12 protein-coding genes are annotated in these 12,863 nt (G+C 72.9%); 9 read left to right on the top strand and 3 right to left on the bottom strand.

Going from position 1 to position 12,863, the window contains the following annotated elements; all coding sequences use genetic code 11:
• Positions 1-256: 256 nt before the first annotated feature.
• From H1A17_RS13610 to mshC, 6 genes are all read left to right on the top strand, one after another.
• Positions 257-1,309 carry an LLM class F420-dependent oxidoreductase gene (locus tag H1A17_RS13610; RefSeq protein WP_145920307.1) on the top strand — a complete coding sequence of 351 codons (1,053 nt, stop codon included), beginning with the start codon at positions 257-259 and terminating at the stop codon, positions 1,307-1,309.
• Positions 1,306-2,142 carry an undecaprenyl-diphosphate phosphatase gene (locus H1A17_RS13615; protein ID WP_194822007.1) on the top strand — a complete coding sequence of 279 codons (837 nt, stop codon included), beginning with the start codon at positions 1,306-1,308 and terminating at the stop codon, positions 2,140-2,142. The genes H1A17_RS13610 and H1A17_RS13615 overlap by 4 nt, the downstream gene beginning before the upstream one ends.
• Positions 2,143-2,221: 79 nt before the next feature.
• On the top strand, positions 2,222-2,926 hold the full coding sequence (locus H1A17_RS13620) for a histidine phosphatase family protein (RefSeq protein ID WP_194822008.1): 705 nt from the start codon (positions 2,222-2,224) through the stop codon (positions 2,924-2,926).
• A gap of 114 nt (positions 2,927-3,040) precedes the next feature.
• On the top strand, positions 3,041-3,616 hold the full coding sequence (locus H1A17_RS13625) for a DUF3090 domain-containing protein (RefSeq protein ID WP_194822009.1): 576 nt from the start codon (positions 3,041-3,043) through the stop codon (positions 3,614-3,616).
• The gene (locus H1A17_RS13630) at positions 3,613-4,428 is read left to right on the top strand and encodes an SCO1664 family protein (RefSeq protein WP_194822010.1); all 816 of its coding nucleotides are present in this window, start codon (positions 3,613-3,615) and stop codon (positions 4,426-4,428) included. Before H1A17_RS13625 ends, H1A17_RS13630 begins: the two co-directional genes overlap by 4 nt.
• A gap of 67 nt (positions 4,429-4,495) precedes the next feature.
• Positions 4,496-5,734, top strand: coding sequence for a cysteine--1-D-myo-inosityl 2-amino-2-deoxy-alpha-D-glucopyranoside ligase (gene mshC, locus H1A17_RS13635; protein WP_145920302.1), 1,239 nt, complete (start codon positions 4,496-4,498; stop codon positions 5,732-5,734).
• 181 nt (positions 5,735-5,915) lie between these two features.
• Here mshC and H1A17_RS13640 read toward each other — a convergent pair whose 3' ends face one another.
• On the bottom strand, positions 5,916-6,362 hold the full coding sequence (locus H1A17_RS13640; RefSeq protein ID WP_194822011.1) for an Lrp/AsnC family transcriptional regulator: 447 nt from the start codon (positions 6,360-6,362) through the stop codon (positions 5,916-5,918).
• A 68-nt stretch (positions 6,363-6,430) separates the two neighbouring features.
• On the opposite strand from H1A17_RS13640, the gene H1A17_RS13645 reads away from it, so the two are divergent.
• Together H1A17_RS13645 and H1A17_RS13650 are read left to right on the top strand one after the other, a co-directional pair.
• A complete protein-coding gene (locus H1A17_RS13645) occupies positions 6,431-6,616 on the top strand; it encodes a hypothetical protein (RefSeq protein WP_194822012.1) in 186 nt (61 codons plus the stop codon).
• Between the two features lie 20 nt (positions 6,617-6,636).
• Positions 6,637-7,101 carry a LysE family transporter gene (locus H1A17_RS13650; RefSeq protein ID WP_194822013.1) on the top strand — a complete coding sequence of 155 codons (465 nt, stop codon included), beginning with the start codon at positions 6,637-6,639 and terminating at the stop codon, positions 7,099-7,101.
• Between the two features lie 156 nt (positions 7,102-7,257).
• On the opposite strand, the gene H1A17_RS13655 is transcribed toward H1A17_RS13650, so the two are convergent.
• Positions 7,258-8,049 carry a GntR family transcriptional regulator gene (locus H1A17_RS13655; RefSeq protein WP_145920299.1) on the bottom strand — a complete coding sequence of 264 codons (792 nt, stop codon included), beginning with the start codon at positions 8,047-8,049 and terminating at the stop codon, positions 7,258-7,260.
• Between the two features lie 115 nt (positions 8,050-8,164).
• On the bottom strand, positions 8,165-9,034 hold the full coding sequence (locus tag H1A17_RS13660) for a PAC2 family protein (RefSeq protein ID WP_145920298.1): 870 nt from the start codon (positions 9,032-9,034) through the stop codon (positions 8,165-8,167).
• Between the two features lie 271 nt (positions 9,035-9,305).
• Between H1A17_RS13660 and metH the strand changes: the two genes are divergently transcribed.
• Positions 9,306-12,809 (top strand): methionine synthase, encoded by a 3,504-nt coding sequence (gene metH / locus H1A17_RS13665; protein ID WP_145922882.1) that lies wholly within the window; start codon positions 9,306-9,308, stop codon positions 12,807-12,809.
• Positions 12,810-12,863 lie beyond the last annotated feature (54 nt).

Consider the following 12,863-nt stretch of genomic DNA (forward strand, 5'->3'; position numbering starts at 1 on the left):
GGCGCAACCGATATCCTCGCTCCCGGCATCTCTGCCTGTCGCGTCGCCGATCCGACCGTCACCGCCGCCCGCGACGCCACGTTGTGCACCGGATGCGCCGGTCCGGTCGCTGGCTGTCCACCCGCCCCGCCCCTCCCGGCCGCCCGCCCCGCCCGGCGTCCCGGATGCCCGGCCGGGCGGTGGCGAGCCGGTGGGCGGCGGGCCCCGGGGCATTGCGTAACCTGATGCGACCTGTGGTGCGGGATGGGGAGGATCAGTGCGACTCGGGCTCAGCCTCGGATATCAGACAGCGTGGAGTACGCCGGCGGACCACCTGGCGCTTGCCCAGGAAGCGGACCGCCTGGGTTACTCGGTGGTGTGGGCGGCGGAGGCGTACGGCTCGGACTCCCCGAGCATGCTCGCCTGGATGGCCGGGCAGACCGAACGGATCGACGTGGGCAGCGCGGTGATGCAGATCCCCGCCCGTACCCCGGCGATGACCGCGATGACCGCGGCCACCATCGACACCCTCTCCGGCGGCCGGTTCCGCCTCGGCCTGGGCGTCTCCGGCCCGCAGGTCTCCGAGGGCTGGCACGGCGTCCGGTTCGGCAAGCCGCTCGCCCGCACCCGCGAGTACGTCGACATCGTGAAGCTGGCGGTGGCCCGCAAGGAGGTCGCCTACGCCGGCGAGCACTACACCCTGCCGCTGCCCGACGGCCCCGGCAAGGCGCTGCGGCTGGGCTTCCACCCGCCGCGCGACCACATCCCGATCTACCTGGCCGCCGTCGGCCCGAAGAACCTGGAACTGGCCGGCGAGATCGCCGACGGCTGGCTGGCCGTCTTCTACGCCCCCGAGTTCGCCGAGGAGCAGCTCGCCTCGGTCAGCGCCGGCCGGGCGAAGGCCGGCAAGGAGCTGGCCGGCTTCGACGTCGTCCCCTCGGTGCCGGTCGTGGTCGGCGACGACATCGCCACCTGCGCCGAACTGGTCCGCTGGTACGCCGCCCTCTACGTCGGCGGCATGGGCAGCCGGCAGCAGAACTTCTACAACCAGCTCGCCACCCGGATGGGCTACGGCGACGCCGCCCGCCAGGTGCAGGACCTCTACCTGGCCCGGCAGCAGCGGGACGCGGCGGCGGCGGTGCCGATGGAGTTCATCGACCGGACCTCGCTGCTCGGCCCCAAGGAACGCATCGCCGAGCGGATGCGGGAGTACGCGGCCGCCGGGGTGACCACCCTGTCGGTCACCCTGTTCGTGGCCGACCGGGACAGCGGCGTGCAGACGCTGCGGACCGTCGCCGAGGCCCTCGACCTCTCGGGAGTCGGCGAGTGACCTGGGTCGAGGCCATCGTCCTGGGCATCGTCCAGGGGCTCACCGAGTTCCTTCCGGTGAGTTCGTCGGGGCATCTGCGGATCACCTCGGCGATCTTCTTCGACCGGGACGCGGGCGCGTCCTTCACCGCGGTCACCCAGCTGGGCACCGAGGCGGCCGTGCTCATCTACTTCGCCAAGGACATCTGGCGGATCACCCGTACCTGGCTGGTGGGGCTGCGGGACCGCTCGGTGCGCTCCAGCCTCGACTACCGGATGGGCTGGTACGTGATCGTCGGCTCGATCCCGATCGGGCTGTTCGGTTTCCTGTTCAAGGACCAGATCCGCACCGCCGGACGCAACCTGTGGGTGGTCTCCACCACGCTCATCGTGTTCGCCTTCGTGCTGGCCTTCGCCGAGTACTGGGGGCGGCAGACCCGCACCCTGGTGAACTTCCGGATGCGCGACGGCATCGTGATGGGCTTCGCCCAGGCGATGGCGCTGGTCCCCGGGGTGTCCCGCTCCGGCGGCACGCTCACCGCCGGCCTGCTGCTCAACCTGACCCGGGAGGCCGCCGCCCGGTACTCGTTCCTGCTGGCCATCCCGGCGGTGGTGATGTCCGGCATCTTCAGCGTCGGGGACGTCTTCGAACCGGCCGCCCCGGGCACCTCGGTGCCCTCGGTGGCGCAGATGGTGGTCGCCACGATCATCGCGTTCGGCATCGGCTACGCGGCCATCGCCTGGCTGCTGCGCTACGTGGCACACCACACCCTGTACGTCTTCGTGCTCTACCGGGTGGCGCTCGGCACCCTGGTGCTGGCGCTGCTGCTCACCGGCACGATCAGCGCCACCTGACCGGCGTCGACCCGCGGCCCCCGACACCACCGCCGGTGTCGGGGGCCGGTTGCGGTCCGGCTGCCCCTATGGTGGGGGCGTGGCGACCCTTCTGCTTCTGCGACACGGCCGGACGACCGCGAACGCCGACGGCGGGCTGGCCGGCCGGCAGCCGGTCGAGCTGGACGACACCGGGCGGGCCCAGGCGGGCGCGGTCGGCCAGCGGTTGCGCGGCCTGCCGCTGGCGGCGGTGGTGACCAGCCCGCTGATCCGCTGCCGGCAGACCCTGGAGCTGGCCCTTCCGCAGGCCACCCCGGTGGTCGAGGACGGGCTGATCGAGTGCGGCTACGGCGCCTGGGAGGGGCAGCCGCTGAAGAAGCTGGCCAAGGAGAAGCTCTGGCCGGTGGTGCAGCAGCACCCCAGCGCCGCGGTCTTCCCCGACGGGGAGTCGATGGCGCAGATGTCGGCCCGTGCGGTCGCCGCGGTACGCGCCTGGGACGCCCGGATCACCGCCGACCACGGACCGGAGGCGGTCTGGCTGGCGTGCAGCCACGGCGATGTGATCAAGGCCATCGTGGCCGACGCCCTCGGCCTGCACCTCGACCTGTTCCAGCGCCTCGTCGCCGACCCGGCCTCGGTCACCGCGATCCGCTACACCCCGCTGCGGCCGTTCCTGGTCCGGCTCAACGACACCGGCGGTGACCTGGTCTCCCTGGTGCCGCCACCGGCGAAGCGGCGGCGTCGGGCGACCCGGCCGGCCGACTCCGACGCGGCCGTCGGCGGGGGCGCGGGGGCCACCGGCTGAGCCGGCCCGCCGGGGGCCGTCCGCCGCCGGTCGCGGGTCGCGCCGTTTCGCCCTCGGCTGATTCGGCGTCGGTGCCTTGCGCGACCGTTCCACGCTCCGGATAGGGTCGTGGGTATGACCCACCAGGTGCACGCCTTCGAGCCGCCGGAGCGGTTCGTCGCCGGGACCGTCGGGCCGCCCGGGGAGCGCACGTTCTTCCTCCAGGCCCGCGGTGGCGGCCGGCTGGTCAGCGTCGCGCTGGAGAAGGTGCAGGTCTCCCTGCTCGCCGAGAAGCTGGAGGAACTGCTCTCCGAGGCGCAGCGCCGCTTCGGCGTCGAGCTGCCGGAGGTGCCCGCGGCCATCGGCGACAACGACCCGCTGGACAATCCCGTCGACGAGGAGTTCCGGGTCGGCACCCTCGGGCTGGCGTTCGACGTGGACTCCGCCACCGTGGTGATCGAGGCGATCGCCGCCGGTGAGGCGGAGGCCGAGGTCGAGCTGGGCGACGACGAGGTCGACGAGGACGACGACGAGGAACCGGACGAGGACCTCGACCGGCTGCGGGTGCGGCTGACCCCCGAGGCGACCCGCGAGTTCATCGAACGGGCCCGCCGGGTGGTCAACGCCGGCCGTCCGCCCTGCCCGCTGTGCGGCCAGCCGCTCGACCCGGCCGGTCACCTCTGCCCCCGGCACAACGGCTACCACCGGTGACGTCGTCGGAGGTGCAGCGCCAGGAGGTCAGCGCCGCGCTCCGGCTGCTGTGCGACGGTGAACTGGAGCTGGAGGGTCGGCTGGTCGACGCCTCCAACACCACCCTGCGGGCGATCCTGACCCTCGACGGCCGTACCGCCCGGTGCGTCTACAAGCCGGTGCGCGGCGAGCGCCCGCTCTGGGACTTCCCCGACGGCACCCTCGCCGGCCGGGAGGTCTCCGCCTACCTGGTCTCCCGGGCCACCGGCTGGGATCTGGTCCCGCCGACGGTGCTGCGCGACGGGCCGCTGGGGCCCGGGTCGTGCCAGCTCTGGATCGACGAGCCGGACGACGTCGAGCCGCTGGTCGGGTTCGTGCCGACCGAGGCGGTGCCGCCGCGCTGGTTCCCGGTGGCCGCCGCCCGCGACGACGACGGCGCGGCGTACGCCCTGGCCCACGCCGACGACCCCCGGCTGGCCCGGCTGGCCGTGCTGGACGCGGTCATCAACAACGCCGACCGCAAGGGCGGGCACGTGCTGGCCGGCGCGGACGACCGGATCTACGGGGTGGATCACGGGGTCTGCTTCCACGTCGAGGAGAAGCTGCGGACCGTGCTGTGGGGCTGGGCCGGCCGGCAGCTCCCACCGGACGCGGTGCAGGTGCTCGACGCCCTCGACCGGCAGCTCACCGGCGAGCTGGGGGAGGAGTTGGCCGAGCACCTGACCCTCGGCGAGGTCGCCGAGGTGGCCGCCCGGGTGCGGCGGCTGCGGGACACCGGCCGGTATCCGCTGCCGCCGCAGGAGTGGCCGGCGATGCCGTGGCCGCCGATCTGAGCCGTTGTCATGTTGATCACCCGGGCGGTTTCTCCGGGCGGCCGGGCGGCTCGTTAGGCTGGCGGTCATGGAGTCTTGGGCGGGACACGAGGTGCCACGGCTGCCGGGTGACGGCGGGCCCCTGAGCTTGTACGACTCGGCGCGGCGCGGTGTCCACCCGAGCCGCCCCGCCGGCCCCGCCACCATGTACGTCTGTGGCATCACCCCGTACGACGCCACCCACCTGGGCCACGCCGCCACCATGATCACCTTTGATCTGGTACAGCGGATGTGGCGCGACGCCGGCCTGACCGTCCGGTACGTGCAGAACGTCACCGACATCGACGACCCGCTGCTGGAACGCGCCGAGCGCGACGGCGAGGACTGGAAGGTCCTGGCGATGCGGGAGACGGCGCTGTTCCGCGAGGACATGGAGGCGCTGCGGATCATCCCGCCCGCGCACTACGTGGGCGCGGTGGAGTCGATCCCGGACATCGCCGACCGGGTGCAGGAACTGCTCAAGGACGGTGCCGCCTACCGGCTCGACGACGGCACCGGCGACGTCTACTTCGACATCGCCGCCGCCCCGGCGTTCGGCTACGAGTCGAACCTGACCCGGGAGCAGATGCTGGAGATCTTCCCCGAGCGCGGTGGCGACCCGGAGCGGGCCGGCAAGCGCGACCCGCTGGACCCGCTGCTGTGGCGCGGTGCCCGCGACGGCGAGCCGTCCTGGCCGGGCGGTGAGCTGGGCCCCGGCCGGCCCGGCTGGCACATCGAGTGCACGGTGATCGCGCTGAACCTGCTCGGCGACCGGCTCGACGTGCAGGGCGGAGGCAACGATCTGATCTTCCCGCACCACGAGTGCTCCGCCGCGCACGCCGAGCGGCTCACCGGCACGGCTCCCTTCGCCGACCACTACGTGCACGCCGGCATGATCGGCCTGGACGGCGAGAAGATGTCGAAGTCCAAGGGCAACCTGGTCTTCGTCTCCCGGCTGCGCGCCGACCAGGTGGACCCGATGGCCGTCCGGCTCGGCCTGATGTCCGGCCACTACCGGGACGACCGGGCCTGGACCGACGACGTGCTGACCGCCGCGCAGCAGCGGCTGGACCGCTGGCGGCGGGCCGCCGCCGCGCCGTCCGGGCCGTCCGGCGCGGCCTTCCTGGCCGGGGTACGCGAGCGCCTCGGCGACGACCTGGACACGCCGGGCGCCCTCGTCCTGGCCGACGACTGGGCCGGGGCGGCCCTGGCCGGCACCGGCGACGACCCGCAGGCTCCCGCGCTGTTCGCCGGCACCGTCGACGCCCTGCTCGGCATCCGCCTCTGACGCCCGCGCCCACCCGCCCCGTCTCCGCGTGGTCCCGGGCGGCTCGTCGATCATGGAGTTGTGGTGGGGGTTGAGCCCCCACATGCGACTTATGCGGAGCCCCGCAACTCCATGATCGACGCAGGGGGACCCGGGTCCGGTCGGCTGTGGGCGTGGTGGGGCACCGGGACGGGTAACGGGGTTACCGGCTGCGGGGCGGCGGGGCGGGTTGGCGCAGTGCGACCCGCGTCTGGGTCTGCACCACGCCGCAGCTCTTCTTGAGCCGACGCAGCAGCGCGTCCAGGGCGGCGGTGTCCCGCAGCCGGGCCCGCAGCAGGTAGTCGTACGGCCCGGTCATGTGCACCGCGTCGACGATCTGCTCGATCGGGGCGATGGCGTCGACGAACGTCTCGTAGTCGGTCCCGGCGTCGAGGCGTACGTCGATGAACACCTCCAACCCGCCCCGGAGTTCCGGCGCGTCGTGGCCGGTGACGACGGTGTACCCGAGGATGACGCCGTCGGCTTCCAACCGGCGGACACGGGCGGCGGTGGCGTTCGTGCTCAGACCGACCCGTCGACCGATCTCACTGAACGAACACCTCGCGTTCTCCTGCAGGATGCCGAGAATCTGCTCGTCCAGCCGGTCCACACCGATAATCGTACGCCGGCACCGCTCATCTGTCGGTCGCGCCCGGCGGGGTGACCCAGACTCGGCGGATGGCTGAAGGAATCGTGTTCCTGGCGGTCGCCGGGTTCGCCGCCGGACTGGGGGTGGCGATGCCCCTGGGGGCGATCGGGGTGCTGATCGTCCGGGAGGGGATGCTGCGCGGCCGCCGCAGTGGCCTGGCCGCCGCGTCCGGCGTCGCCACCGTCGACACCCTCTACTGCCTTGGCGGCTGCTGACCGGGGCGGCGCTCGCGCCGGTGATCGCCTCGTGGGGGGACGCCCCCCGCTACCTGTCCGGTCTGGTGATCGTCGGGCTGGGCTGCCACCAACTGGTCACCCTGCGCCGCGCCCCGGCACACCCCGGCGGTACCGGCGCCGGAGCCGAGCGGGACGGCACCGGCGGGGAGCGTCCGGCCCGGAGCGCCGCCGGACCGGTCTTCGTCCGCTTCGTGCTCCTCACCGCGGTCAACCCGTTGACCCTGGTGTACTTCTTCGCCCTGGGCGGGACGGTGAACGCCGTGCCGGGCAGTTGGACGGGGCCCGGGGTGTTCGTCGTCGCCGCCGGGCTGGCCTCCCTGCTCTGGCAGGCCGGGCTCGCCACGATCGGCGCGGCCCTGGGCGCCACCGTCCCGGTACGGGTCGCCGACCTGCTCGGGGTGGTCGCCTCCCTGATCGTCGTCGCGCTCGGAGCGACCGTCGTCGTGGTCACCGCGGTCACCTGAGGCACGGCTTGGCCCCGTACGCCCGGTGCCGTCCCGCCGGTTGCGCCACCCCTGCCCGGCCTGCGGTGGCCGCCGCCCGGCAGCCCCCCGTCCGTCCGGTGCTGCCCGGCCCCGTACGTGGGCCGGGCCGGGACGGTGGGCGGTGCCCGGCCGGGATCAGCCGAGGACCAGGCCGGGGTCGGGGTCGGGGTCCGGCGCGGGGGCGGGGACCTGGTACTCCTCGGTCAGCGTGGTCATCGGGCCGGGCCAGGTGGCCTGGGCGACCTCGATCGGCTTGCGGTGGGCGTCGTAGGCGACGTGCAGCAGGTGCAGCACGGGAGTGTCGGGGCGGATCTGGAGCGTCTCGGCCTCCTCCCGGCTGGGCTGGCGGGCGCTGATGGTGTCGGCGGCGGTGGTGTACCGCCGGCCGGTGGCCTCCTCGGCCTCCTGGTAGAGCGGCCGGCCGAACGCCTCGGCCCGTTCCAGCGAGGTGCCGGCGGTGTCCTTCGGCAGGAACCAGGACGCACCTACCTCCACCGGGGAGTCGTCGGTGCGCACCAGGTGCCGGCGGCAGAGCAGTTCGGTGCCGTCGGCGACCCCGAACGCGTCGGCCACCTCGGGTGGGGCGGGCGCCCGACCGACCGAGACGAGTTGCTGGCGGTACCGTGCGGCGAGGTCGGTGTGGTAACCCCGGAATCCGCCGTACCGGCCCCGGGAGAGCCGGTTGAGCCGCCGCCGGGTGCCCCGCACGTACGTGCCGGAGCCGGGTTTGGTGATCAGGATGCCCTCGACCCGCAGCTGGTCGACGGCGCGTTGCACGGTCTGCTTCGCCACCCCGAACATCTCGGCGATGGCCGGGATGGACGGCAGCCGTTCGCCCGGCCCCCAGTCGCCCCGCCGCACCTGGGCCTTGAGCTGCGCGGCGATCTGCCGGTGCGGGAACTCGGCGGCTCCCGGGTTGATCTGCACGCCCGCCTCCTCCTGACAGCTAGGTTCCTAGGATGCCCCAGACGGGGCGACGACGCCACCCCGGACACGCCGACAGGCCCCGGACGCCACGACGTCCGGGGCCTGTCGGGGACGACTACCAGGAGCCGGCGGTGGGGCCGGCGGAACCGCCCCGACGGCGCAGGTACTTCTCGAACTCCTGGGCGATCTCGTCACCGGTCAACGGGGTGATCCCCGCGTCGCCGACCCGTTCCTCCAGCTCACGCACGTACTCGCCCAGCTCGGCATCCTGCTCGGCGGCGCCGCGTACCCGCTGCTCCCACTCGGCGGCCTCCTCGGCCAGGTCGGCCATCGGCACCGGCAGGTCGAGCACGTCCTCGACCCGGTGCAGCAGGGCCAGGGTCGCCTTGGGGCAGGGCGGGTTGTTGGCGTAGTGCGGCACGTGCACCCAGAACGACACCGCGTCGACCTCGGCCCGGGTGCAGGCGTCCTGGAGTACCCCGACGATGCCGGTGGGACCGTCGTAGCGGGTGGGGGTGAGCTGGTAGCGCTGGGCCGCCTGGGCGTCGGAGGCGCTGCCGCTGATCGGCAACGGCCGGGTGTACGGCACGTCGGCCAGCAGCGCGCCGAGCAGCACCACCCGTTCCACCTCAAGGCTGTGGCAGATCTCCAGCACCTGCTCGCAGAACGTGCGCCAGCGCATGCTCGGCTCGATGCCCCGGATCAGCACCACGTCGCGGTCGGTGCCCTCGGGGCTGGCCACCATGAACTTCGTGGTGGGCCACTCCACCCGGCGGGTCTCGCCGTCGGACATCGTGATCGTCGGTCGGCTGACCTGGAAGTCGTAGAACTCCTCCGGGTCGATCTCGGTGATCTGGCGGGCCTGCCAGACCTGTTCGAGGTGTTCCACGGCGGCGGTGGAGGCGTCCGCGGCGTCGTTCCAGCCCTCGAAGGCGGCGATCGCCACCGGGGACCGCAGCACCGGCAGCCCGTCGAACTCGGTCACGCCGTCACCTCGCCCCGCTCGTCGCCGACGGCGCCGGGGGTCGGCCCGGTCACCCGCCCGCCGTGCACGGTGGCGTCCCTGATGTCCTTCACGTCCGCAAGCCTACGTCCCGGCGCGGCGCGTGGCCCGTCGGCCGCGCCGGGACGTAGGCCCACCCCGCCGCCGAACCGGTACGAACCGGGACGGGGAGCGGATGGACACATAGTGGGACGCGACCGGGCGTCGACGGTGACCGGATTCCTCGCACTAACCTGATGTGGTGCGGACTTCGTTGCGGGATGTGCTGGCCGACCGGATTCTCATCGCCGACGGCGCGATGGGGACAATGCTCCAGGCTGCCGACCTGAGCCTCGACGACTTCGAGGGGCTGGAAGGCTGCAACGAGATCCTCAACGTGACCCGGCCCGACGTGGTGCGCGGCGTGCACGAGGCCTACCTGGCGGCCGGCGCGGACTGCGTCGAGACGAACACGTTCGGCGCGAACCTCGCCAACCTCGCCGAGTACGACATCCCGCAGCGCATCCGGGAGCTGTCCGAGGCCGGCGCGCGGATCGCCCGGGAGGTCGCCGACGCGTACGCCACGGCGCAGCGCCCCCGGTTCGTGCTCGGCTCGATCGGCCCCGGCACCAAGCTGCCCACCCTCGGCCACGCCCCGTACGCGACGTTGCGCGACGCGTACCAGGAGAACGCGGCCGGGCTCATCGCCGGTGGGTCGGACGCGCTGATCATCGAGACCTGCCAGGACCTGTTGCAGGTCAAGGCGGCCGTGGTCGGGTCGAAGCGGGCGATGGCCGAGCTGGGCCAGCAGGTGCCGATCATCTGTCACGTGGCCGTGGAGACCACCGGCACCATGCTGGTGGGCAGCGAGATCGGGGCGGCGCTGGCGGCCATCGAGCCGCTGGGGGTGGACCTGATCGGGCTGAACTGCTCGACCGGCCCGGCCGAGATGGGCGAGCACCTGCGCTACCTGTCGCAGCACTCCCGGATTCCGCTGTCGGTGATGCCGAACGCGGGCCTGCCGGTGCTGACCGCCGACGGGGCGTACTTCCCGCTGAGCCCGGTGGAGCTGGCCGACGCCCTGGAACGGTTCGTGGCCGACTACGGCGTGGGGCTGATCGGTGGCTGCTGCGGCACCACCCCGGAGCACATCCGGGCGTTGGCCGAGCGGTTGCACGGCGCGACCCCGGCGGCGCGGGAGCCCCGGCACGAGGCGGGTGTCTCGTCGATCTACCACCCGGTGCCGTTCGCCCAGGACGCCTCGGTGCTGATGGTGGGGGAACGGACCAACGCCAACGGCTCCAAGGCGTTCCGCGAGTCGATGCTCGCCGCCGACTGGCAGGCGTGCGTCGAGGTGGCCCGCAGCCAGGCCCGCGACGGCTCGCACCTGCTGGACCTGTGCGTCGACTACGTCGGCCGGGACGGCACGCAGGACATGCGGGAGCTGGCCGGCCGGTTCGCCACCGCGTCCACCCTGCCGATCATGCTGGACTCCACCGAGCCGGCGGTGATCGAGGCCGGGTTGGAGATGCTCGGCGGGCGTTGCGTGGTCAACTCGGTCAACTTCGAGGACGGCGACGGCCCCGACTCCCGCTACGCGCGGGTGATGCCGGTGATCGCCGAGCACGGGGCGGCCGTGGTGGCGCTGCTCATCGACGAGGAGGGGCAGGCCCGTACCCGGGAGTGGAAGGTCCGGGTGGCGGCCCGGCTGATCGACGACCTGACCGGCCGCTGGGGGATGGACCGGTCGGACATCCTCATCGACGCGCTGACCTTCCCGATCGCCACCGGCCAGGAGGAGACCCGGCGCGACGGCATCGAGACGATCGAGGCGATCCGGGAGATCGCCGCCCGCTACCCGGGGGTCAACTTCACCCTGGGCATCTCGAACGTCTCGTTCGGGCTCAACCCGGCGGCCCGGCAGGTGCTCAACTCGGTGTTCCTGCACGAGTGCGTGCAGGCCGGGCTGACCTCGGCGATCGTGCACGCCAGCAAGATCCTGCCGATGTCGAAGATCCCCGAGGCGCAGCGCGAGGTCGCCCTCGACCTGATCTACGACCGGCGGCGCGAGGGCTACGACCCGGTGCAGCGGTTCATCGAGGCGTTCGAGGGCGTCGACGCCGCGTCGGCGCGGGCCACCCGGGCCGAGGAGCTGGCCGGGCTGCCGTTGGACGAACGGCTCAAGCGGCGGATCATCGACGGCGAGCGCAACGGCCTGGAGGCCGACCTGGACACCGCGATGGCGCAGGGCCGGTCCCCGCTGTCCATCATCAACGACATCCTGCTCGACGGCATGAAGGTCGTCGGTGAGCTGTTCGGCTCCGGGCAGATGCAGTTGCCGTTCGTGCTCCAGTCCGCCGAGGTGATGAAGACGGCGGTGGCCTACCTGGAGCCGCACATGGAGGCGGTCGAGGACGGCGGCAAGGGCCGGATCGTGCTGGCCACCGTACGCGGCGACGTGCACGACATCGGCAAGAACCTGGTCGACATCATCCTGTCCAACAACGGCTACGAGGTCGTCAACATCGGCATCAAGCAGCCGATCGGCGCGATCCTCGACGCCGCCGAGGAGCACCGGGCCGATGCGATCGGGATGTCCGGGCTGCTGGTCAAGAGCACGGTCATCATGAAGGAGAACCTCGCCGAGATGGCGTCGCGCGGGGTCGCCGAGCGGTGGCCGGTGCTGTTGGGCGGGGCGGCGCTGACCCGCGCGTACGTCGAGGACGACCTGCGGGCGATGTTCCCCGGCCAGGTCCACTACGCGCGGGACGCCTTCGAGGGGCTGGCCCTGATGGACCGGGTGATGACCGCCAAGCGTGGCGGCGCACCCGTGATCGACCCGGAGCGGGAGGCGGCCCTGGCGGCCCGGCGGGCCCGCCGGGAGAAGCAGCGCACGATGGTCACCGAGGTGCTGCCGGAACTGCACGACTCCTCGGTCCGCTCCGACGTGGCCACCGACGTGGGGGTGCCCACCCCGCCGTTCTTCGGCACCCGGGTGGTCAAGGGGGTGCCGCTGGCCGAGTACGCGGCGCTGCTGGACGAACGGGCCACCTTCCTCGGCCAGTGGGGGCTGCGCGGGTCGCGGGGCGGCCAGGGCCCGTCGTACGAGGAACTGGTGGAGACCGAGGGGCGGCCCCGGCTGCGCTACTGGCTGGACCGGCTCATCGCCGACCAGGTGCTGGAGGCGGCCGTGGTGTACGGCTACTTCCCGGCGTACTCCGAGGGCAACGACCTGGTGGTGCTGGACGAGAACGGCAACAGCGAGCGGGCCCGGTTCTCGTTCCCCCGGCAGCGGCAGGAGCGGCGGCTCTGCCTGGCCGACTTCTTCCGCCCGAAGGACGACGGGCTCGACGTGGTGGCGTTGCAGCTGGTCACCGTCGGCCAGCCGATCAGCGACTACACCGCGAAGATGTTCGCCGCCAACGAGTACCGCGACTACCTGGAGGTGCACGGGTTGTCGGTGCAGCTCACCGAGGCGCTCGCCGAGTACTGGCACCGGCGTATCCGCTCCGAGCTGACCCTGCCGGGCGGCGGCACGGTCGCCACCGGCGACCCGACCGACCTGGCCGGCCTGCTGCGCAACGACTACCGGGGCTGCCGGTACGCGTTCGGCTACCCGGCCTGCCCGGATCTGGAGGACCGGGCGAAGATCGTGGAGCTGCTCGGGGCGGAGCGGATCGGGGTGCAGTTGTCGGAGGAGTTCCAGCTGGTGCCGGAGCAGGCCACCGACGCGATCGTGGTGCACCACCCGGAGGCGAACTACTTCAACGCCAAGTGACGCCGGTCCCCTCGACGGCACTGAACTGCGCGGACATCACGGCCCCCGCCCCGC

Origin of the sequence: Micromonospora sp. S-DT3-3-22 (genome assembly GCF_015354745.1) — a bacterium.
Classification (GTDB): domain Bacteria; phylum Actinomycetota; class Actinomycetes; order Mycobacteriales; family Micromonosporaceae; genus Micromonospora; species Micromonospora wenchangensis.

Coding starts and splice junctions, on each gene's coding strand:
- H1A17_RS13625 (WP_194822009.1), top strand. CDS start 3,041: ATGACCCACCAGGTGCACGCCTTCGAGCCGCCGGAGCGGTTCGTCGCC.
- mshC (WP_145920302.1), top strand. CDS start 4,496: ATGGAGTCTTGGGCGGGACACGAGGTGCCACGGCTGCCGGGTGACGGC.
- H1A17_RS13645 (WP_194822012.1), top strand. CDS start 6,431: ATGGCTGAAGGAATCGTGTTCCTGGCGGTCGCCGGGTTCGCCGCCGGA.